Annotated in this window: 17 protein-coding genes; 3 read left to right on the top strand and 14 right to left on the bottom strand. The window is 66.2% G+C overall.

All coding sequences use genetic code 11. The features are described 5' to 3' along the window. The 5 genes from M4578_RS15195 to M4578_RS15215 all read right to left on the bottom strand — a co-directional run bounded on the left by M4578_RS15195 (window position 1) and on the right by M4578_RS15215 (window position 5550). Window positions 1–870 carry an ABC transporter permease gene (locus M4578_RS15195; protein WP_258094142.1) on the bottom strand — a complete coding sequence of 290 codons (870 nt, stop codon included), beginning with the start codon at window positions 868–870 and terminating at the stop codon, window positions 1–3. A gap of 21 nt (window positions 871–891) precedes the next feature. Beyond that, window positions 892–1806 (bottom strand): ABC transporter permease, encoded by a 915-nt coding sequence (locus M4578_RS15200; protein ID WP_258094143.1) that lies wholly within the window; start codon window positions 1804–1806, stop codon window positions 892–894. A 10-nt stretch (window positions 1807–1816) separates the two neighbouring features. After that, window positions 1817–2800 carry an ABC transporter ATP-binding protein gene (locus tag M4578_RS15205; protein WP_258094144.1) on the bottom strand — a complete coding sequence of 328 codons (984 nt, stop codon included), beginning with the start codon at window positions 2798–2800 and terminating at the stop codon, window positions 1817–1819. Beyond that, window positions 2797–3798, bottom strand: coding sequence for an ABC transporter ATP-binding protein (locus tag M4578_RS15210; protein ID WP_258094145.1), 1002 nt, complete (start codon window positions 3796–3798; stop codon window positions 2797–2799). The genes M4578_RS15205 and M4578_RS15210 overlap by 4 nt, the downstream gene beginning before the upstream one ends. A 111-nt stretch (window positions 3799–3909) precedes the next feature. Further along, complete coding sequence (locus M4578_RS15215; RefSeq protein WP_258094146.1) at window positions 3910–5550, bottom strand: ABC transporter substrate-binding protein; 1641 nt, start codon at window positions 5548–5550, stop codon at window positions 3910–3912. Window positions 5551–5863: 313 nt separating this feature from the next. On the opposite strand from M4578_RS15215, the gene M4578_RS15220 reads away from it, so the two are divergent. Both M4578_RS15220 and M4578_RS15225 read left to right on the top strand, forming a co-directional pair. Beyond that, window positions 5864–6679 carry a sugar phosphate isomerase/epimerase family protein gene (locus M4578_RS15220; RefSeq protein ID WP_258094147.1) on the top strand — a complete coding sequence of 272 codons (816 nt, stop codon included), beginning with the start codon at window positions 5864–5866 and terminating at the stop codon, window positions 6677–6679. Between the two features lie 236 nt (window positions 6680–6915). Further along, window positions 6916–7710 carry a MurR/RpiR family transcriptional regulator gene (locus M4578_RS15225; protein WP_258094148.1) on the top strand — a complete coding sequence of 265 codons (795 nt, stop codon included), beginning with the start codon at window positions 6916–6918 and terminating at the stop codon, window positions 7708–7710. A 57-nt stretch (window positions 7711–7767) separates the two neighbouring features. Here the strand turns inward: M4578_RS15225 and M4578_RS15230 are convergent, their stop codons facing one another. From M4578_RS15230 to M4578_RS15250, 5 genes are all read right to left on the bottom strand, one after another. Beyond that, window positions 7768–9021 (bottom strand): saccharopine dehydrogenase family protein, encoded by a 1254-nt coding sequence (locus M4578_RS15230; RefSeq protein ID WP_258094149.1) that lies wholly within the window; start codon window positions 9019–9021, stop codon window positions 7768–7770. 83 nt (window positions 9022–9104) lie between these two features. Next, complete coding sequence (locus M4578_RS15235) at window positions 9105–10196, bottom strand: carboxynorspermidine decarboxylase (RefSeq protein ID WP_258094150.1); 1092 nt, start codon at window positions 10194–10196, stop codon at window positions 9105–9107. A 458-nt stretch (window positions 10197–10654) separates the two neighbouring features. Then, the gene (locus M4578_RS15240; RefSeq protein WP_258094151.1) at window positions 10655–12988 is read right to left on the bottom strand and encodes a xanthine dehydrogenase family protein molybdopterin-binding subunit; all 2334 of its coding nucleotides are present in this window, start codon (window positions 12986–12988) and stop codon (window positions 10655–10657) included. 34 nt (window positions 12989–13022) lie between these two features. Then, window positions 13023–14663, bottom strand: coding sequence for a GMC family oxidoreductase (locus M4578_RS15245; RefSeq protein WP_258094152.1), 1641 nt, complete (start codon window positions 14661–14663; stop codon window positions 13023–13025). Window positions 14664–14687: 24 nt separating this feature from the next. Further along, the gene (locus M4578_RS15250; RefSeq protein ID WP_258094153.1) at window positions 14688–15632 is read right to left on the bottom strand and encodes a cyclase family protein; all 945 of its coding nucleotides are present in this window, start codon (window positions 15630–15632) and stop codon (window positions 14688–14690) included. Window positions 15633–15885: 253 nt separating this feature from the next. Between M4578_RS15250 and M4578_RS15255 the strand changes: the two genes are divergently transcribed. Then, the gene (locus tag M4578_RS15255; protein WP_258094154.1) at window positions 15886–16671 is read left to right on the top strand and encodes a helix-turn-helix transcriptional regulator; all 786 of its coding nucleotides are present in this window, start codon (window positions 15886–15888) and stop codon (window positions 16669–16671) included. Window positions 16672–16701: 30 nt separating this feature from the next. Here the strand turns inward: M4578_RS15255 and M4578_RS15260 are convergent, their stop codons facing one another. The 4 genes from M4578_RS15260 to M4578_RS15275 form a co-directional block, all read right to left on the bottom strand. Next, window positions 16702–17649: a helix-turn-helix domain-containing protein gene (locus M4578_RS15260; protein ID WP_258094155.1), complete on the bottom strand. Its 948-nt coding sequence runs from the start codon at window positions 17647–17649 to the stop codon at window positions 16702–16704. 227 nt (window positions 17650–17876) lie between these two features. Beyond that, the gene (locus tag M4578_RS15265; RefSeq protein ID WP_258094156.1) at window positions 17877–18971 is read right to left on the bottom strand and encodes a C4-dicarboxylate TRAP transporter substrate-binding protein; all 1095 of its coding nucleotides are present in this window, start codon (window positions 18969–18971) and stop codon (window positions 17877–17879) included. Between the two features lie 41 nt (window positions 18972–19012). Further along, window positions 19013–20323 carry a TRAP transporter large permease gene (locus tag M4578_RS15270; RefSeq protein ID WP_258094157.1) on the bottom strand — a complete coding sequence of 437 codons (1311 nt, stop codon included), beginning with the start codon at window positions 20321–20323 and terminating at the stop codon, window positions 19013–19015. 1 nt (window position 20324) lies between these two features. Then, the gene (locus tag M4578_RS15275) at window positions 20325–20846 is read right to left on the bottom strand and encodes a TRAP transporter small permease (protein WP_258094158.1); all 522 of its coding nucleotides are present in this window, start codon (window positions 20844–20846) and stop codon (window positions 20325–20327) included. Between the last annotated feature and the right edge of the window lie 362 nt (window positions 20847–21208).

Raw genomic sequence — 21208 nt, forward strand, 5'->3', positions numbered from 1 at the left:
TCAGCGGATGGTCGGGTCGAGCCTGTCGCGCAGCCAGTCGCCGACCAGCGAAATCGACAGCGTGGTCAGCATGATGACAACGGCGGGCCCCAGCATGATCCAGGGCGCGGTGGTCAGATATTCGCGCCCGAAACCCACCATGTTCCCAAGGCTGGTTTCCGGCGGCTGCACGCCCAGCCCCAGAAAGGACAGCCCCGATTCCATCAGGATGATCTCGGGGAAGGTCAGCGTCATCGACACGATAAGCGTCGATGCGACGTTCGGCAGGATATGGTTCAGATAGACCCGGCGCGGCGTCGCGCCAAGCTGCACCACCGCCGCCGCATAGCCCTGCGCCCCGGCGGAAATCGCCAGCCCGCGCGCGATCCGCGCATAACGTTCCCAGCCGTAGAACCCCATCAGCCCGACCAGCAGGACCATGGAGGAGCCGAAAAACGCCAGCACCGCCAGCGACATGATCAGGAAGGGCAGCGCCGCCTGGAAATCGGCCAGCATCACCACGAAATGTTCGACCGCCCCGCGGAACTGCGCGGCGAGAAAGCCCAGCGTCGTGCCGAACACCGCCGAGATGATCGTGGCACCGAAGGCGATCACCAGCGACACGCGCACCGACTGGATCAGCCGCGAGAACACGTCGCGCCCCAGCTCGTCGGTGCCCAGCCAGTGGCCCGGCGTGCCCGGCGGCGAGAGCCGCGCCGACAGGTCCATCTGGGTGATGTCATAGGGGCGGATCAGGTCGGCGAAAACCGCCGTGAGCACCACCAGCCCCAGCCAGATGAGGCCAAAGCCGACGGCGGCGGGAACGGAGCTCATCCGGCGCGGCAAAAGGCGGCGGCGGGGGGCGGTATCGGGCTGGCTGGCAAGGGTCATGCGGCTCTCCTCATGTTCCGGTCACGCGCGCAGGCGCGGGTCGAGCCAGCCGTACAGCAGGTCGACGATCAGGTTGGACACCACCATCACCGCCGCGATCAGCAGCAGGATGCACTGCACCACTGCAAGGTCGCGGTTCGACACCGAAACGATCAGCAGCCGCCCGATGCCGGGCCAGGAAAAGATCGTCTCGACCACCACGGCCCCGGCGATCAGCGATCCGACCATAAAGCCGACGATGGTGACGATGGGCACCGCCGCGTTGGGCAGCGCGTGGCCGCGCACCACGTCGCGCCATTTGACGCCCTTGGCCGAGGCGGTGCGGATATAGGGCTGGCCCAGAACCTCGGTCATCGCCGAGCGTGAGAACCGGGCGAGGATGCCGATGCCGCCGATGGAAATGGTGATCGCGGGCAGGATCGCGTGCTGCCAGCTGCCAAAGCCGCCCGAGGGCAGCACGCCCAGCGTGACCGCGAAAATCAGAACCAGCACCAGACCCATCACGAAAGACGGGATGGTGAAGCCGAGGATCGCCAGGAAGATCACCCCACGATCCACCGCGCTGTCGCGATGCAGCGCGGCATAGACCCCTGCCGGAATGCCGATCCCGAGCTTCAGCAGCAGCGCCGGAATGGTCAGTTGCAGCGTCGCGGGTACCCGCTCCATCACCAGCTGGATCGCGGGCGAGCGGTCGCGCATGGACAGGCCGAAATCGCCCGAGAAAATCGCGCCGATATAGGAGAGGTACTGTTGCCACAGCGGCGCATCCAGACCCCATTGCTTGCGGAACGCGTCGATGACGGTCTGCGGCACGTCGGGGCCCAGCAGAACCTCGGCCGGGTCGCCGGACATGCGCAGCACGACAAAGGCGAAGGTCATCACCGCCAGCACGGTGATCACCGCGCGCAGCAGACGAATGGTGACAAAGCGGATCATCGGTCGCTCCTCATGCGGCGCGGGACGCGGCGGTGCCGTCGGCGTGGTGGCAGGCGGCGGTCTGCTCGGGATCGGTCTGCCGCAGCTCGGGCACGGTGTTGCGGCAGACATCCGTTGCCAGCGCGCAGCGCGGGTGAAAGGCGCAGCCGGAGGGCCGCTTTGCCGGGTTCGGCGGCTCTCCCTGCAGGATCACGCGGCCATCGAGCGGGCGGCCCGGTTCGGGCACCGACGAGATCAGCGCGCGCGTATAGGGATGCCGGGGCCGCGCGAAGAGCAGCTCCGAAGGGCCTTCCTCGACGATGCGCCCGAGATACATCACCGCGACCCGGTCACACAGGTTGCGCACGACCTTGAGGTCGTGGCTGATGAAGACCATGCTCCGCCGCCCCTCCCGCTGCAGCTCGCGCAGCAGGTTGACGACCTGTGCCTGAATCGACACATCCAGCGCCGACACCGGCTCGTCGCAGACCAGAAGCTCGGGCCCGGAGGCCAGCGCGCGGGCGATCACCACCCGCTGGCGTTGACCGCCCGACAGTTCGTGCGGATAACGGCCCGCCTGATCCGGCCTCAGCCCGACCGCCTGCATCAGCTCTCCAACCCGCGCGGCCCGCGCCCGTGCATCGCCGATGCGGTGGATCTCCAGCGGCTCGCGGATCTGCGCCGCGATGGTCAGGCGCCGGTCGAGCGCGGCCAGCGGATCCTGAAACACCATCTGCATCCGCGCCCGCAGCGCCCGCCATGCGGGTGTGGCCCGTTCCGGCATCGGCGTCCCGCCGAACCGCACCGTGCCGCCCTGCGCCGGGTCCACCCCCAGCAGCATGCGGCCCAGCGTGGATTTCCCCGACCCGCTTTCCCCGACGATGCCCAGCGTCTCGCCAGGCATCACCCGCAGGCTGACGCCATCGACAGCCCGCACCGGCGCGGCCTTTCCGAAAAGGCCCTGACGGCCAGTGTAGACACGCACCAGATCGGTCGCTTCGAGCAAGGCGGTCATTGGAACACGCCCTCGCGCGCGGCCTGCCGCTCTCCGCCTTGCCCGCGTTCGGGCAGCGGATAGGCACAGGCGAGCTTGCGCCCGTCGCGCTGCGGCAGCAGGTCCGGCAGCGCGCTCTGGCAGAACGGCTGCGCATGGGCGCAGCGCGGCTGGAACGCGCAGCCGCCGGGCAGGTTGCGCGGATCGGGCACGGTGCCGGGGATCGGCACCAGCGCCGTCCGCGGCCCGAAGAGCCGCGGCAGCGCATCGAACAAGCCTCGGGTATAGGGATGGCGCGGATGCTCGAACAGCTGCCCGACCGAACCCTGCTCGACGATCCGGCCCGCATACATCACGCAGACCCGTTCGCAGACCTGCGCCACCGCGCCGAGATCGTGGCTGATAAACACCGTGGCCATGTTCATTTCCGCCCGAAGCCGCGCCAGCAGATCCAGGATCTGCGCCTGAATCGTCGCATCCAGCGCCGTGGTCGGTTCGTCGGCGATCAGCAGATCGGGCTCGCCCGCCAGCGCCATGGCGATCATCAGCCGCTGGCACTGACCGCCCGAGAATTCATGCGGATAGAGCCTGAACCGCCCCCGCGCATCGGGGATGCCGACCAGATCCATCAGCCGCAGCGCCTCGGTCTTGGCCGCAGCGCCGGTCAGCCCGCGATGCAGCCTCAGCGCCTCGCAAAGCTGCCTGCCGATCTTCAGCACCGGGTTCAGCGCGCTCGACGGGTCCTGAAAGATCATCGCGATGCGCCCGCCGCGCACGGTCTCGAGCGCGCTTTGCGGCGCGCCCGTGAGATCGGTCTCGCCGAGCTGCACCCGGCCCGTGACCGACGCCTTCGACGGCAGCAGACCCAGTGCCGCGAGCCAGGTCACGGACTTGCCGCAGCCGCTCTCGCCCACAAGACCCAGCGCCTCGCCGGGGGCGACCTCCAGATCGACCCCATGCAGGACCGGAACGCCGTCGAAGGCGACGCGCAGATCCCGGATCTCGACCAGATTGGCCATGAGCTTTCCTTTCCAGTCGGTAGAATACCGCCACGCCCCGAACGCGGGACGCGGCAACGGGAAAAACCCCGGCGGGCGCAAGGCCCGCCGGGGAGATCCTGAGCCGAAAGCTCAGCCGTTGGTCGTCCAGTTCTCGGCGCGGAAATCCATCGCGAAGGCGGGCGCCGCCTTCCAGTGCAGGTCCGAGCGCATGCCGGTGAAGACCGCGTTCTGGTGCAGCACCTGATAGGCGGGATCCTCGCGCTCGGCGATTTCCAGCATCCGGGCGATGGCCTGCTTGCGCTTGGCGCGGTCGGTCGAAGTTTCCATCACGACCGACAGGTCGTTCAGCTCGGCGTTGGACCAGTCCTTCTTCTGCTGCATTTCGCCATTCGGGCCGAACTGCACCACCATCGGGGTGATCGGGTCGTTGATGGTGTTCGAGGCCGACCAGTCGCGCACGCCCTTGACCCCCGCCGGATCGTGGATCTGGCCCCAGTTCTCCTTCATCTCGATCTCGACGTTCAGGCCGACCTGCTTCCACATCTCGACCATGATCTGCCCGTTGGCGGTCTGGTTGGTGTAGTAGTTGTTCAGCAGGCGGTAGGGGATCGCGTCGCCCTTGTAGCCCGCCTGCTTCAGCAGGTCTTTCGCCAGCTGCGGGTTGTATTCGGGCACCGTCCAGCCTTCGATGAACATGTCCGACGCGCGGAAGCTTTCGAATTGCAGACCGGCGGGGATGTTGGTCATGCCGCCCCAGAGCGCCTGAACGATGGCCTCGCGGTCGATTGCATGGGTCATCGCGCGCCGCACCAGCGGATCGGCCAGGATCTCGTTCTGGGTGTTGAACACCGAAATCCGGTGGTTCCAGATCGTCGAGTTCTGCACCTCGAACCCGTCCGCCTTCATCACATTGCCGATCTGGTCCGGCGGCAGGTCGCAGGCGAAATCGTATTCGCCGGACAGCAGGCCGTTCACCCGGCTCGACACCTCGGGCACCTCGACAAAGGTGATCCGTTCGAGCGGCGGGCGGCCACCCCAGTAGTCGTCAAAGGCATGCAGCGTCAGCGACACGTCGGGGCGATGCTCTTCCACGTAATAGGGGCCGGTGGTGACGGGCTTGGCCGCCCAGTCGGCGTAGGTCGCGGCTTCGTCCCAGGCGCGGCGGTTCAGGATCTGGCTGCCACCGGCGTAAAGGCGGCCTTCCAGCGTGACATCCGGCGTCGCGTTGTGGAACCGCACGGTGTATTTGTCGACGATCTCGACCCCGGCCAGCGACGGCCATTTGCGGCGGCCGATCCCCGGCACGTTCGCCGGAATGTCCTTGGCCGTCTCCGGCTTGAAGTTCTCGGCGAAGATGGTCTTGCCGCCCGCCGGTTCGGTGTCGCCGAAAACGCGTTCCTTGGAGAACGAGAAGGCGACATCCTCGGCGGTCATCTCGTCGCCGTTGTGGAACCTGACGCCCTGACGCAGCTTCAGCTCCAGCGTCTTGTCGTCGATACGGGTCCATTCGGTGGCCAGACCGGGCACCGGCCCCTGGTCGCCCATCCAGTTGCGCAGGATCAGGCCTTCCCAAAGGTTGGGGTACAGCACGCGCTCGCCCACGTTGGACTGTTCGTTCCACGGGTCGAGCGTGTTGTTGTTGGTGATCTTCTGCACCGCAACCGTCACCGACGGGCGGGCGCCCTGGGCGCGCAGGCGTGCGGGCAGCAGCAGCCCGCCGGCGGTGGCGCCCATGACACCGAGTGCATGGCGTCTGTTCATACGGATCATCTCTCTGTCTCCTCAAAGGCCGGGCGGTCGGGGAGAACGGCCCAGGGCGGTCGGGTTGGAGGGGCAGGCCGCAGGGCGCGGCCGTCAACAGGGCCGTAGAAACCCGGTCTTCATGACGGTTCGGCGACGCTTTGCTGAACCTTCGGAGAAATGTGGAGCATTTCTCCACATATCCACAAATATATGGAGTTTTGTAATCAATCCGTCATATGGCGCCCCTACCCCGGCGGCGCCGGTGCCGCTTTTCGCGCCGCCAGCGCTCCACCGGCCCGCCGCCCCGGCGGGCGATCCCCTAGCCACAGAGGCCCTGACGATGTCCCTTCCCACCCTTGGCGCTGCCATGCCGCTCGATACGCTCGAAACCCACCGCGACTGGCTGATCGCCGATCAGCGCGACCTCGAGCTGCAGGATTTCATCACCGCCGAGGTGCTGAAAGGCGACTGGGCGCCGCTGGTCGACCGGGCGCTGGCGCTGCTCGACGGCTACGAGGGCCGGCTTGGCATCCACGGGCCGTTCTGGGGCCTGTCGCTCGCCAACCCCGATCCCGACCTGCGGGCAGTGGTCACCCAGCGCATGGATCAGGGGCTTGCGGTCTGCGCGGCCCTGGGCGCCACGCAGATGGTGATCCACAGCCCCTATTCCACCTGGATGTACAACAACCTCGACAATATGCCGAACGCCCGGCAGGACGTGGTGGATCTGGTCCATGCCACGCTCGACCCGGTCATCGCCCGTGCCGAGGACACCGGCGTGACCATGGTGCTGGAAAATATCGAGGACAAGGACGCCGACATCCGCTGCGATCTCGCCCGCAGCTTCGACAGCCCGGCGGTCAAGGTCTCCATCGACACCGGCCACGCCCATTACGCCCATGGCACCACCGGCGCGCATCCGGTCGATTTCTTCGTCCATCGCGCCGGTGACCTGCTGGAGCATATCCACCTTCAGGATGCCGACGGCCATGCCGACCGTCACTGGGCCATCGGCAAGGGCACGGTCAACTGGCATGCGGTCTTTGCCGCGCTGGCCCGCCTCAATAGCAAGCCCCGCCTGATCATGGAGCTGCGCGACAAGAGCGGCATCCTCCCCTCTGCGGCCTATCTCGAAGAGCTGGGGCTCGCCCGCTGAGCCTCCGGCGGCGGGGCGCGTGCTCCGCCGCCCGCGCCTTGACACCAGCGCCGGGGAGGTCGCGTTCCGCCCATCCTGTCCGGCGCGCGCCTGTTGCACCGCCACCGCAGCGGGCGGCGCCGGGCCTGCCCTGCGGTCGCAGCGCTTGAGCTGCGGCAAGCCGCGCGACACTATACGACGATGCATGCCTGCATGCTGCGATGGATCGGAACCCGCGGGGAGAGGTGTTCTTTACCATGTCCGAAAAGACCCCGCTGATGCGTGACGCGCTGCGCGCGATCGAGGCCAGCCGCGACGATCTGCCGGACGCGCTGGCCCGGATCGCCGATTTCATCCTGAAAGAGCCCGAAGTCGCGGTCCGCGCCTCGATGTCCGATCTCGCGGCGCTGTCGGGCAGCGGCGAGGCCAGCATCGTCCGGTTCTGCCGCAAGCTCGGGTTCGACGGCTTTCCCGCCTTCAAGATCTCTCTCGCCTCCGACATCGCCTATCGCAACGGCGCCGAACCGCGCGAGACCGATCTCGGCACGCGGATTTCCGACGCGGTGCGGGCGACGGTCGATGGCACCTCCGTGGAGGATCTGCGCGAGGTCGCCGCCCGTCTGACCGCCGCCCGCAACATCGACATCTTCGGCGCAGGCGTCTCGGGCATCGTGGCCCGGCTTTTCGCCTATCGGTTCTCGCGCATCGGTCTGGTGGCGCGCGGTCTCGACGACCCCGTGATCGCGGAGGAGATCGTCGGCGCGCTGGACGACCGCTCGGTCTATATGACGATCTCGGAAACCGGGCTGACCCGGCAGACCGAGCGCATGCTGTCGCTGGCCGGCGACCGCGGGGCCTATCGCATCGCCGTCTCCGGCCGCCGGATCGCCGATCTGGGAGGGCTTTGCGACAAGCTGCTCATCGCCACACCGCTCTCTCCCCTGCCCGAACGCGGCGAGATCGGCCCTTCGGTGGCCAAGGTGGTGCTGTGCGAATTGCTGGCCGATCAGGTCAAGCTGCGGCGCAAAGCCAGCCCGACCAACCGGAGCTGACGCGCCAGCGCGCAGTTCTGCGGCCCACATCCGCGCCGCAGAACTGCCTGTTCTCCATCAGCCCGCGTAGTCGGTCCAGGCCATGTCCTCGCCCTTGAGGCCGCCCTTGATCACGCGGGTCGGCAGGCCGATGCGGTCGAGCAGCGTGAAGAACGGCTTGGGGTCCAGCTCCTCGACATTCTTCATGGTCTTCGCGTCCCACTCGCCGCTTGCCACCAGCATCGCCGCCGCGACCGGGGGCACGCCCGCGGTATAGGAGATGCCCTGGCTGCCGACCTCTTCATAGGCATCCTTGTGATCGGCCACGTTGTAGACGAAAAGCTCGACCTCCTCGCCGCCCTTGGTGCCTTTCACCAGATCGCCGATGCAGGTCTTGCCGGTGTATCCCGGTGCGAGGCTCGCCGGATCGGGCAGACAGGCCTTGACCACCTTGAGCGGGATCACCTCCTGCCCCTCGGCGGTGGTGACGGGCTGTTCGGAGAGCAGGCCGATATTCTTCAGAACGGTGAACACGTTGATATAGTGATCGCCGAACCCCATCCAGAACCGCACATCGGCCTGCGGATAGTTGGTCGCCAGCGAATGCACCTCGTCATGGCCGGACTGATAGGCCTTGGAGGGGCCGACCACGGGCAGATCCCATTCATGGCCGGAGGCGAACATGGTCGTCTCCTTCCACTGCCGGTCTTCCCAGTAATAGACCACGCCGGTGAATTCGCGGAAATTGATCTCCGGGTCGAAATTGGTGGCGAAATACTTGCCGTGGTTGCCCGCGTTGATGTCCACGATGTCGATGCTCTTGACCTCGTCCATCTGGTCGATGGCAAAGCGGGCATAGGCGTTGACCACGCCCGGATCGAAGCCCGCGCCAAGGATCGCGGTCACGCCCTTCTCGGCGCAGGTGTCGCGGCGCTTCCATTCGTAATTGGCATACCAGGGCGGGGTTTCGCAGATCTTGTCGGGCTCTTCGTGAATCGCGGTGTCGATATAGGCGGCGCCGGTCGCGATGCAGGCATCCAGCACATGCATGTTCACGAAGGCGGTGCCGACATTGATCACGATCTGCGCGCCGGTCTCGCGGATCAGCGCAGCCACCGCCTCGACATCGGTGGCGTCGACGGCATGGGCGGTGAAGACGCCCGCAACCTTCATCGCGCCTTTTTCCTCGACGCTGGCGATGATCGCATCGCATTTCGCCTTGGTCCGGCTGGCGATATGCAGATCCCCCAGCACATCGTTGTTCTGCGCGCATTTATGCGCGACCACCTGGGCGACGCCGCCGGCGCCGATGATGAGCACATTTCTCTTCAAGTCTGAATCCCCTCAGATGATGAGGCGCACCGCCATGGCGGTCGCCAGGTCAACAGGCGCCCCATCTTCGGGACGCGGATAGATCACGACAGGGCCGCCGCGAAATCCTCGTAGGTAAAGCCGCGCACCAGACGTTCGGTGCCGTCCAGCTCGCGAATGGCGATGGCAGGCATCTGCACGCCGTTGAACCAGTTCTTCTTCACCATGGTGTAGCCTGCGGCGTCCTGAATGGACAGCCGGTCACCGGGTCTCAGATCCTGCGGAAAGCGAAACTCGCCAAAAATATCCCCCGCCAGGCAGGACTTGCCGCAGACCATCCACTCCCGGTCGCCGCTCTCGGCCATCTTCGCGCTTTCGCGGTAGATCAGCAGGTCGAGCATATGCGCCTCGATCGAGCTGTCCACGATGGCGAGATTTTTGCCGTTGAACAGCGTGTCGAGCACCGTGACCTCCAGCGTGGTGGAGTTGGTGATCGCCGCTTCTCCGGGCTCAAGGTAGACCTGCACGCCGTTCTCGCCGGCAAAGCGTTTCAGCCGCTCGGCGAGCCTGTCCAGCGGATAGCCTTCGCCGGTGAAATGGATGCCGCCGCCGAGGGAAATCCAGCTCATCCGCCGGATGAGCGGACCGAAGCGCGCCTCGATCTGGCCCAGCATCTCGTCGAAGCGCTCGAAGCTCGCGTTCTCGCAATTGTTGTGGAACATGAAGCCGCTGATCAGCTCGGCCACCGGTTCGATATCCTCGGGCGCATGCTCGCCAAGCCGGGAAAACGGCCGCGCCGGATCGGCGAGATCGAAGCCCGAGGTCGAGACGCCGGGATTGACCCGCAGCCCGCGGGTATGACCGCGGCTGACCTCTTCGAGCCGCCCAAGCTGCTGCGCAGTGTTGAAGATCACCTTGTCCGAATTCGCCAGCACCTCGTCGATCTCGTGCGGGGCCCAGGCGACGGAATAGGCATGCGTCTCGCCCGGGAATTTTTCTCGCCCGAGCTTCACCTCGAAGAGCGAGGACGACGTGGTGCCGTCCATATAGTCCGACATCATGTCGAAGACCGACCAGGTGGCAAAGCATTTGAGCGCCAGCAGCGCCTTGGCGCCGGAGCGCTCGCGCAGCCAGGCGATCTTTTCCATGTTCGGGAGAAGACGGGATTTGTCGATGAGGTAATAGGGTGTCTGCATACGCGTCGGGGCCTCTGTCGGGTCGGGACGGGACTGCACCGGTCCAGGAGATGCCGGGGCCGTCTATAGCGCATGACCCCGGGCTGCAAGCCGCACGCTGCCCGTTCCCCCCGCCCTGCCCCAGCGCGATGACCTTGCGGGGCTCTTTCGCTCCCTATCCCGCCCAGACGTCCCACCCTTGTCGCTGGACGCAATGTCCAACAATTTCCCGAACGGCCATGAAAGAATGTGCTCGGCACATTCCAAAGGAAATGCCCCAGATCTTATGGAGACCTGCCTGGTTCGGGTTCTGACCCCGGGTCTCGAAATCAACGGGCGACAGCAGGCCGATGCGGATGAACGCGTACCCGGACCTTTTCTTTTGAAAGAGGGTCTCACGCAGCGGCGGACCTACGCAATGCCATCGGCGAGCGATGCCGGAACCGGGCAATATGGGCCTCAAACCTGCCGAACTCTCCCTATCCCCGCGCTGCGCGGATCGCCTCCCACACCCGGCCCGGCGTTGCGGGCATATCGATGTGGTCGATCCCGAGCGGCGCCAGCGCATCGGCAATCGCGTTCATCGCCGCAGGCAAGGAGCCGACCGTCCCGGATTCTCCCACCCCCTTGACCCCCGCCGGGTTCGTGGCGGTCGGCACCGGGTGGCTCAGCACCTGCGGCGAGCAGCTGTCCGTCATGCGCGGCATGGCGTAGTCCATGAACGAGCCGGTCAGGTTCTGGCCGTCCTCGCTGAACACAAGGTTCTCCATCAGCGCCTGGCCCAGCCCCTGAAGCACCCCGCCCTGGATCTGCCCCTTGACCAGCATCGGGTTCAGCTCGAACCCGACATCGTCGCAGACCGTATGCGCGACGATCTCGACGGTGCCGAAGGCCGGGTCGATCTCGACCTCGCAGACATGGCAGCCGTTCGGGAAATTCGGCGCGTCGATCCGGGCCGAACCGTCCGCCCCGAGACCGGGAGCCAGATCTTCGGGCAGGGCCTCGGGCTGGAACGCCGCCTTGGCGACCTCGGTGAAGGCGATGCTCCGCCCGGTCGCGCCGACGCGATAAACCCCCTCGTCAAAGACCAGCTCCGCCGCCCCGGCCTGTAACAGATGCGCGGCGATGCGCCGTCCCTGCTCGACGCATTGCCCGATGCTCTCGAGGATCGCCGCCGCGCCAAAGGCGGCGCTGCGCGACCCGCCGGTGCCGTTGCCCGCGGCCATGAGCCGGGTATCGGATTCGACCACCGTCACGCTCTCGGGGTCCAGACCCAGCCGATCGACGAGATACTGGGTATAGATCGTCTCGTGCCCCTGGCCGTGATTGGTGCTGCCGGCCAGAACCGTGACACCTCCGTCCGGGGCGAACTTCAGCCCCACATGCTCGATCCCCGGTCGCGTCGCGATCTCGATCCCCATCGCCACACCGATGCCGCGCAGCTTGCCGCGCGCCGCCGCATCCGCGCGCCGGGCGGGAAACCCGGCGTAATCCGAAGCGACCAGGGCCTTGTCCATGACCTTTTCGAACTCGCCGCAATCGTAAGTGAACTCCAGCGGCGTCTTGTAGGGGAAGGCATCCTCGGGGATCAGGTTTCGGCGCCGGACCTCGACCGGATCCATGCCCAGCTTCTTTGCCGCAAGGTCGATCATCCGTTCGATGGCATAGGTCGCCTCCGGCCGGCCCGAACCGCGATAGGGCGAGGTCGGGTTGGTGTTGGTCCAGACCCCCAGAACCTCCACGAACATATGCGGGATGGTGTAGGTCCCCGCATGCGAGCCGATATTGTTGGTCGCGGGGGCTGCACCGTTGGTCGACATATAGGCGCCGATATTGTTGGTGTTGCGCGTGCGGAAGGCCAGCAGCTTGCCCGCGTCGTCAAACGCCAGCTCGGCATCGGCCACCATGTCGCGGGCGTGGTCGTCGGCGGTCAGCATCTCGCTGCGGGTCGCGGTCCACTTGACCGGACGGCCCACCCGTTTCGACGCCCAGGCCACCAGCGCCACCTCGGGCGGGATCGAGCCCTTGAGCCCGAAGGACCCGCCGATGTCGCCCGGCACCACATCGACCTTGTCGCGCGGAATGCGAAAGACATGGTCGGCCAGCGCGTTGCGGCATTCGAAGGGCCGGTGCACCCCGGCATAGACGGTAAGGTGATCGCGCCCGGCATCGTAATCGCCGGTAAAGGCGCGCGGCTCCATCGGATTGGCATGCACCCGGTTCACCACCAGCCGCTGCCGCAGCACATGCGGCGCGGTCTCGAAGGCGCGGTCGGTCGCCTCCCGGTCGCCCTCGCCATGCAGAAAAATCGCGTTTCCGGGGCAGTCGTCCCAGACGCGCGGCGCGCCCTCGGCGATGGCGGCCAGCACATCGGCCACGGCGGGCAGCGCATCGTAATCGACCAGCACCGCCTCGGCGGCATCCACCGCCCGCGCCGGGCTGTCGGCGACGACAACCGCAATCGGCTCGCCGATATAGCGGACGCGCTCCATGGCCAGCGGGATACGCGGCGGGTTGGTGAAGACCACGCCGCCGGGGCTTTGCAGCGGTTCCGACAGAAGATGGCCCTTGAAGACCATCCCGCCCAGCCCGTCGGCAGCCCAGTCCTGTCCCGTCAGCACCGCCAGCACGCCCGGCATCTCCAGCGCCGCGCCGGTCTCGACCTCCGCGATCCGGGCGTGGGCGTGATCCGCGCGCACGATGGCGGCATAGCTCTGGCCCGGCAGGCGCACGTCGTCGGAATACCGGCCCCCGCCGGTCAGAAGGCGGTGGTCTTCGCTGCGGGCGACCGCTTGTCCCGGACTGAATTTCATCTCGTTTCCCTGCCTTGTTCCCGCGTTCCGCGGATCATGCGCGATCCCGCTCCGCATCGGCCAGAATCATCGCGGCGGCCTTTTCCCCGATCATCATCGTCGGGATGCTGGTGTTGCCGGACACGATCACCGGCATCACCGAGGCATCGGCCACCCGAAGCCCCGCGATCCCCTTGACCCGCAGCTCCGCATCCACAACCGACAGGCTGTCCTGCCCCATCTTGCAGGTGCCCGCCGGATGATAGCTGGTGGTGCCGGTGTTGCGGATGAAGGCGACGATGTCCTCATCGCTTTGCGTCGCGGGCCCCGGCGCCATCTCCTGCTCGATCAGCGGCGCCAGCGGTGCCGCCCCGGCGATGCGCCGCGCGAGCCGGATGCCCTCGACCGCCACACGCACGTCGTTCTCGGTTTCCAGAAACCTGTAGTCGATGGCCGGCGGGACAGAAGGATCGGCGGATTTGATATGGATGCTGCCCGCGCTTTCGGGCCGCTGGATCTGCGGGGTGACGAAAAACGCCTCGACCCGCGACATCCGCCGCTTGCCGCCCACGCCGTTCTTGCCGCCGATGACATCGACGAGGAACGGATTGACGACCATCTGGATGTCGCCCTCCTCCACGCCCTCATGCGAGCGCGCGCAAACCCGGATACCGCCGATCCCCTGGCCGATAAAGCCGCCGCCATAGGTCACATAGCGCAGGATCTCGCGCAGGAAGCGCCAGCCGTGGCCGCGATTGGCAAAGGAGATACCGCTCTGGTTCAGCCGCCATTTCATCTGCGGCCCGTAATGCTCGCGCAGGTTCTCGCCGACACCGGGCAGCGCCTGTACCGTCGCGATGCCGTGGCGCAGCAGGACCTCGGGATTTCCGATCCCCGACAGCTCCAGAAGTTTGGGGCTGTTGATGGTCCCGGCGCAGACGATCACCTCGCGGTTGGCGCGGATCTCTTCCACCCGGCCCTTGCGGCGCAGGCGCAGCCCGGTGCAGCGCCGCCCGTCGAAGGTCAGGGACAGCGCCTCGGCCCCGCCCCAGATGGTCAGGTTGGGCCGCTTGCGCGCGGGCGCCAGATACTGGGTCGCGGTGCTGTTGCGGCGGCCCTTTCTGACCGAGATCTGGGTCATCGCCACGCCTTCCTGCGTGTCGCCCAGATAATCGTCGTTATAGGGCAGCCCTGCGGCCTTGGCCGAGTCGATGAACAGATCGAAGAAGGGCGTGATCTTGTCGTATCGGGTGACGGTGATCGGGCCGTCCCGGCCGCGATCCTTGTCCGCGCCGATCCGGGTGTTCTCGACCTTCTTGAAATAGGGCAGCAGCTCGTCAAAGCTCCAGCCGGTGCAGCCCATCTGCGCCCAGTTGTCGTAGTCGCGCTTCTGGCCCCGGTTGACCAGGGTGCCGTTCATCGCGCTCGACCCGCCGAGGATCTTGCCATGGGCGACATGGATCGGCCGGTTGCCATGGCTCGGGTTCGGCTCGGAGAAATCGTTCCAGTTCACCTTGGGGTTCTGGATCATGAAGGCGCTGCCGATGGGCGAACGGCTCCAGATATAGCGTTCTGTTTCGGTGCCCGCCTCGAGGCAAAGCACCGAATGCTTGCCGCTCTCGCTCAGCCGGGCAGCGATGACGCCGCCCGCCGAGCCGGAGCCGACGACGATATAATCAAAGGACGGTGCGGGCACGCGCAGTCTCCGGTCTGGTTGCGGTCACTTGATGGCCTGCGGGTTGATCGGCGACCCGCTGCCGCCGGGCAGGTTCAGCGGCGGCGCACAGAAGAAGAATTCGTAGACGCCGTCCTCGGCGCAATCGGCGGCCAGCTCGCGCAGATAGAACATCTCGCCCATGGTCAGCCCCATGGCGGGGATCACCACGCCGTGCCAGGGATAGGAGAACCCCTCGCCCTCGGCGGGGCGCGCCTCGACCGCGTAATTGTCGGCGGCGACCGCCGCCACGTCCTTTTCCTTCAGCCAGTAGCAGCTTTCGAAATCGAGCCCCGGCGCCATGCCGGTGGTGTGCCCGGCCCAGTCGCCGCGCGCCCAGAACCGTTCCTGATAGCCGGTGCGCACGATCACGAAATCGCCCTTCTCGATGGTGACGTTCTGCGCGGCGGCGCAGGCGTCGAGCTCGGCGTTCGAGATCGCGTATTCGTCTTCGAGCGAGTCCACGCCCTTGAACCGCGCCACATCCAGCAGCACGCCGCGCCCGACCATCTTGTTGGCCATGTTCTCGATGCCGTTGACGCCAAAGCCCTTGGATCCGTATTTCCGGGCGTCGTGCCCGTTGTACATCCGCCCGTCATTGAAGACATGGGCCAGCGCGTCCCAATGGGTCGAGCCGTGGGTCGGCATGTTGATCGCGTCGTCGGCATATTGCAGCCGCCCCTCGAACATGCCCGTCGCCACATCGGCGCCGTCCTGCATGAAGGTGTGAATGGGGTTCCAGCGCTTGTGCGGCAGCGATTGCAGCGGCTGGTCGAGCGGCACGCCCAGGCCGAAGACCTTGCCCTTGCGGATCAGTCTGGCCGCATTGATGATCTGCTCGGCGCCGACATTGTTCAGCGTGCCGAGCTCGTCGTCTTGGCCCCACCGGCCCCAGTTCGACAGGGCCTGAAAGGTCTCCTCGATGCTTTGCTTGGTCAGTTTCTCGGACACGGACATCCTCCCTATGCTTGCCGGTCGCATCGGCCGCCTTCGGGGCCGGCGTTGGGCAAACCTTATCGCGGCGGCGGCGCGCGATCTGTCATAACCGGGTATGACCCTTCGCCCTGCCCGCGCGCCCGCTGGCAGGATTTGTCATGAGTTTTGGCGATTTCAGACATGCGGGCGCGGCGCCGGCATCTCACCCTGTCGCGACCCGATCGGACCAGCCGACAAGGGCGGGCCGCGCGGGAGGGAGGAAAATACCATGATCTTTACGCGCATAGACCCCTGGCACCCCGAAGCCACCAAGATTATCGACAGGCTGGGCGGCATCGTCGAGGCGGCGGGCTCCGACCTCTTCGCCGCGGCCCTCGCCGGACTGCTGCTCGACGCCATCGGCGCCGCCGGGTTCGCCATTCTCCGGCGTGAGGGGCGCGCAAATGCACTGCCCCACGTTACACTGCTGGAGAGCCGCGCCCCGCTGCCGCCTAGCTGGGCAGAGGCCTACGCCAAGGCGCTCTTCGGCGACCCCGCCGCCGCGCCGCAGCCGGGCGCGGACGGCCCCGGCATCCACCGCATCGCCGCCTCCGGGATCCGCGCCCCGATGCTGCGCAGCCTCTGCTTTACCGGACCCGGCTTCGCCGAGGCGCTGACGCTGGCGCAGGGCAGCGGCACCGACCTGATTGCGCTCAGCATTTTGGCAGATCGTGCCACGGGCGGGTTCAGCGCCTTCCAGCACGACGAACTCAACCAGTTGGGCAAGCTGCTGCTGCCGATCCTGCGGCTGCATGTCCGGCTGGCCGCACAGGCGGTGCCGCAGCGGCGCGTGTCGGCAGGCGAGATGGAAGAGCGCGTCGCCGCCACCTTCCCGGAACTGACCCGGCGCGAAGTGGCCGTCTGCGCGCGCTCGGTGCTGGGGGTGACCGCCGAGGGCATCGCGCTGGATCTGGGCATCAAGCAGACCAGCGTGCGGACATACCGGCTTCGGGCCTATACGCGGCTCAACATCAACTCGATCAACCAGCTCTCGACGATGCTCATCCAGTCCTAGCTGTTCGCCTGAACGCCGCCGTGCCGGGTGTCAGCCCCGGCGCAGCACGCTGTTCGGCGGCACGCCGAACTTGCGCGAGAACGCGCGGCTGAACGTCGAACTGTCGTTGAAGCCGAAGCTGAATGCCGCCTCGGTGACATTCCGCACCCGGCGCTGCGCCAACACGTCATAGGCCAGCTCCAGCCGCCGGTCCAACACCCAGCGCATGGGCGTCGTGCCCTTTTCCGCAAACAGCCGGTTCAGCGTCCGCGCCGAGACACCCGCGGCGCGGGCAAGGCTTTCGAGGCTCAGCTCGCCGTTGTCGATATTGCGCTGCAAGAGATCCTCGAGCTTGTCCAGCAGCCATCGGTTCCGCGTGCTCCTGTCGTTGTCGGGCTGCGAGACGATGGTGGACATCACATCCAGCGTCGCGCCGACCAGCCGGTGCGCGTCGGTCGTGCTTTTGGTGATCGCGTTGACGCAGAGCTCGCGCACCATGGTCAGCGCCAGCAGTCCGTTCGTCGTTTCGGGTTTGATCACCGTCGCGTTCTGCATCAGCAGCGACGGGCAATGCCGCTGCACCAGATCGGGATCGACCCGCAGCGACACCGCACCGTAGCGGTGGGGAAACTCGATCTCGAAGGGCGAGCCATGGCGGTAGACCAGCGCCTCGCCGTGCCGGGCCTGAAGGAAATTGCCGTTCTGCACCATCTGCAGATCGCCCCGCAGGCTGACCAGCACCACGAGACTGTCGAAACCGTCGCGCTGAATGGTCTGGCGGTCGCGGACGAAATGCCCCGCCGAAGACCGCACCTTGAGCATCCGGGCGCCGCCATGCGAGGCAAAGCTCATCTCGCCCATGAACTTGTTGTCCGGGCGCGGCGTATAGCGCGTGTGGCAGAAGACTTCGCAAATGGCGTTGTGCCAGGACTCGACATCATGCTTGCGCACGTGATGCACGACACTGGGCTGCGATCCGTCTGTCTCCTGCTGACCCATCTTCCGATCTCTTCTCCCCCCGGAGAGACTGTCCCCGCTGGCGGCAGCCTGTCAATGGCCACGCCTTGCCCCCTCGACCGGGCAACCGCTCCGGCCCAGACGCTGCAATTTGCGTGCCATTGCGGCAGGGGTCAGGGGAGAACAGCCGGGCCAAGGGTCGGGGCCGGGCCGGTCATGGGCGCGCGGGAAATCTCTCCCCCGCGCGCCGGGAGGATGGAATCAGGCGCTCAGAACGGGAACTTGCTCATCAGGTGTTCCTTGACGATGGCCACCAGCGCCGCCTCGTCGCTGCGGTCGACGCCTTCCAGACGCGCGGCCCACTCCGCCTGCATCGCGCTGAACTGGTCATAGACCGCCTGACCGTCAAAACCTTCGGCACCGGCGATCAGATCGGCCACGTATTTCGCCTTGTAGTCGTCGATATGCGCCGCAAGATCGGGTGCGGCGTCATGCAGGGCGATCCCCTTGGCGGTGGCGTCCTCGAACGCATCCTTCACGTTCTGATCGAACTCCATGTGGGTGCCCACGATGGCCACCGCCATCTCGTCCTTCATCAGCGCCTTCTGCGCGTCGGTCAGATCGTCCCAGCTATCCTTGTTGAAGGCCCAGATCGCGCCGGTCACCACACCCAGCGGAACCGTGGTCACATCGGTCACCACCTCGTTGAACGAAAAGCTGACCAGCGTGTTCGGGTCCGCGATGATGCAGTCCAGAGAACCGCGCTGGATACCGCTGTAGGCGTCGCCGATGGGCACCGACACCGGCGTGCCGCCCAGAGAGTCGACCAGCCCCGTGAACGAGGCACCGGCGGTGCGCATGCGCTTGCCCTGTGCCTCTGCGGTCGTGGTCACCGGCGTGTTGCACAGGATGTTGTAAAGCGGCGTCGCATGCGCCCCCGGCATGATGACATTGTGCTTGGCCCATTCGGCGATGGCGTCGGCATTGGTGTAGTTGAACTCGGTATAGGCCAGCGCAACGGTCCACATGTCGTCGCTGACAAAGCTCGCATTGTTCAGGAAGGACTGGATCGGCAGATCCGCCGGGGTGTAGGCCGGATAGACATAGCCGACATCGGCCACGCCGTCTCCGATGCCGGACAGCGTCGTCCGCGCCGGAAGCAGCGAGCCGCCGAAAAAGATCTCGGTATTCAGCTCGCCGCCGGTCGCTTGGCTGATGCGGTCGAACATCTCGGTATAGGCGTGTTTCGAATGGGCGTAGCTTTGCGGCAGCCAGGAGCTTGCCGTCAGGTCCTTGGCCTGGACCGCGCCCGCCGTGACGGCAAGCGCGGCAGAGGCCGTCAGGGCACAGAATGTTTTCCGCATGGTATAGTCTCCTCCCGAGAGTTTGTTTGAGGGTCTTCCGGTCACTGCGCGGCGCCAGGCAGCCACAGCGACAGGATTGGAAAGGCGATGATCAGGGCGAGCGTCACGAAATCGGACGCCAGAAACCCGAAGGTGCCCCGGAAGATCTGGCCGAGGGTCACCTCGTCCCCCATCGCCCCTTTGACGACGAAGATGTTCAGCCCCATCGGCGGCGTGACCATGCCCATTTCGAGCAGCTTCACGGTGATGACCGCGAACCAGACGAGATTGACGTCGAAATGCTCCAGGACCGGGGTCAGGACCGGCAGGGTCAGCAGCATGATCGAGACGGGTTCCAGAAAGCAGCCCATCACCAGATACAGCAGCGCGATGGACAGGATCAGCCCAAGCTGCGTGTGGATATGGGTCGAGACGAGATCCGAGAAATACCCGGCGATCCCGGTCAGCCCCAGCAGGCGCTGGAACAGCGCGGCGCCCACCACGATGATAAAGATCGACGCGGTCCCGGTGGCCGTGCGCCGCAGCGCATCGCGGAACCCCGCGACGGTGAAGGACCGCCGCAGCACCGCCAGAAGGATGGTCAGCCCCGCGCCGATGGCGCCCGCCTCGGTCGGTGTGAAGAGCCCGGCAAAGATCCCGCCGATGACGCAGACGATGATCAGCGGCAGCGGCCAGACATCGCGAAACGCCTCGCGCCGCTCCTCTTCCGAAACCTCCTCGGTCACGCGGGGGGCCAGCGACGGGTTCAGCGTCACCCGCAGCGTGATGTAGAGGATGAACATCGCCGCCGACAGGATGCCCGGCAGCAGCCCCGCGAGGAACAGGCTGTTGATCGATTCCGACATGGTGATGCCGTAGACGATCATCAGCACCGACGGCGGGATCAGCGCGCCCAGCGTACCCGCCGCCGCGACCGCGCCCGTGGCAAGGCCGGGATGGTAATTCGCGCGCAGCATCTCGGGCACGGCGGTGCGCGAAAAGGCTGCGGCGGTGGCCACGCTCGACCCGCTGGCCGAGGCGAAAAGCGCCGCCGAGATCACCGTGGCCGACGCCAGCCCGCCGGGCAGCCAGCCAAGCGAGATCCGCGCCGAGCGGAAGAGGTTCTTGGTCAGCTCGGTCGATGCCGCGACATAGCCCATCAGCAGGAACATCGGGATCGCCGAGAGATTCCAGTCGCCCACCAGCTCGAAAGGCACCGCCGAGAGGATGCCAAGGCCCGCCTTGACGCTGATCGCCGCCGAGATCCCGCCGAAGGCGACCAGGCCCATCGCGATGCCCACGGGGACGCGCAGGGCGACCAGAAGCATGACAATCGCAACGCCGAGGGCGCCAATGGTTTCTCTTTCGCTCATGTCAGAATGCTCCCGAGGACTGGTGCGGCGGCGGCGGTGTGCCAGCGATCAGGTTGCGGATTGCCAAGGCGGTCTTCACAAGCGCCGCCAGCGACCCGAGGAACAGCCCCGCCGGCATCAGGATCCGCGCGGGCCAGATCGGAACGTTCCAGGTGCCGGTGATATATTCCTTCACCTCGAAGGCCTCGATCGCGACACGGTAGTAGATCCAGCCGAGCAGCAGATAAAAGAGCACCGCCAGAAGATGGGCGAGCACATCCAGAAGATCCTGCACAATCGTCGGCAAGCGGTCGTAAAGCGCATCGACGACGATGTTTTCGTCCAGCACCTGCAACAGTGCCAAGGGCAGAAAGATCGCCGCGACCATCAGATAAGAGGCAACGATCGTGTCGTTTCCGGGGATCGACACGTTGAAGAACGTCCGCAGAAGCACATCCGCGACAACAAGCACAAGCATGAGAATAATGCCGAACCCAGAGAGCCCGACCGCGAATCTGCTGATCGCTTCCGTGATCTTTTCCATTTCCCCCACTTTCGTCCGGTCCACGTCCAGCCGCCAATCCGGCTGACAAGAGCCGGAGTATTCCGGGGATCCGAGAAAGCGCAAGCGCCCGGTTCCCGGAACGTCTGGCTTCTGGCTCCGCCTCGCTTTCGAAGAAGATGCACCAGCGGCGCGCTACGTTCTGTCCACCACCTAACCGACAAGTGGCCCGCTCTGCGCGCAGAGCGAAACAGTGGGTTGCTCCTGCTCCGAACAAGTGGACGGGCTCAGGTCACACCATGCGGTCCATATCGGCCGTGGAACGGTAGCCTATTCCGGAAGGCAGGCGGCGAAGAGGTCACCGCACGCTTCGCCCCTTGTGGCATAGACGCGGTGAGGTCCGC

This window comes from Salipiger pentaromativorans (genome assembly GCF_024721115.1).
GTDB classification, from domain to species: domain Bacteria; phylum Pseudomonadota; class Alphaproteobacteria; order Rhodobacterales; family Rhodobacteraceae; genus Salipiger; species Salipiger pentaromativorans.

Coding starts and splice junctions, on each gene's coding strand:
- M4578_RS15265 (WP_258094156.1), bottom strand. CDS start 18,971: ATGCGGAAAACATTCTGTGCCCTGACGGCCTCTGCCGCGCTTGCCGTC.
- M4578_RS15235 (WP_258094150.1), bottom strand. CDS start 10,196: ATGCAGACACCCTATTACCTCATCGACAAATCCCGTCTTCTCCCGAAC.
- M4578_RS15270 (WP_258094157.1), bottom strand. CDS start 20,323: ATGAGCGAAAGAGAAACCATTGGCGCCCTCGGCGTTGCGATTGTCATG.
- M4578_RS15215 (WP_258094146.1), bottom strand. CDS start 5,550: ATGATCCGTATGAACAGACGCCATGCACTCGGTGTCATGGGCGCCACC.
- M4578_RS15205 (WP_258094144.1), bottom strand. CDS start 2,800: ATGACCGCCTTGCTCGAAGCGACCGATCTGGTGCGTGTCTACACTGGC.
- M4578_RS15195 (WP_258094142.1), bottom strand. CDS start 870: ATGACCCTTGCCAGCCAGCCCGATACCGCCCCCCGCCGCCGCCTTTTG.
- M4578_RS15200 (WP_258094143.1), bottom strand. CDS start 1,806: ATGATCCGCTTTGTCACCATTCGTCTGCTGCGCGCGGTGATCACCGTG.
- M4578_RS15220 (WP_258094147.1), top strand. CDS start 5,864: ATGTCCCTTCCCACCCTTGGCGCTGCCATGCCGCTCGATACGCTCGAA.
- M4578_RS15240 (WP_258094151.1), bottom strand. CDS start 12,988: ATGAAATTCAGTCCGGGACAAGCGGTCGCCCGCAGCGAAGACCACCGC.
- M4578_RS15260 (WP_258094155.1), bottom strand. CDS start 17,649: ATGGGTCAGCAGGAGACAGACGGATCGCAGCCCAGTGTCGTGCATCAC.
- M4578_RS15210 (WP_258094145.1), bottom strand. CDS start 3,798: ATGGCCAATCTGGTCGAGATCCGGGATCTGCGCGTCGCCTTCGACGGC.
- M4578_RS15255 (WP_258094154.1), top strand. CDS start 15,886: ATGATCTTTACGCGCATAGACCCCTGGCACCCCGAAGCCACCAAGATT.
- M4578_RS15225 (WP_258094148.1), top strand. CDS start 6,916: ATGTCCGAAAAGACCCCGCTGATGCGTGACGCGCTGCGCGCGATCGAG.
- M4578_RS15275 (WP_258094158.1), bottom strand. CDS start 20,846: ATGGAAAAGATCACGGAAGCGATCAGCAGATTCGCGGTCGGGCTCTCT.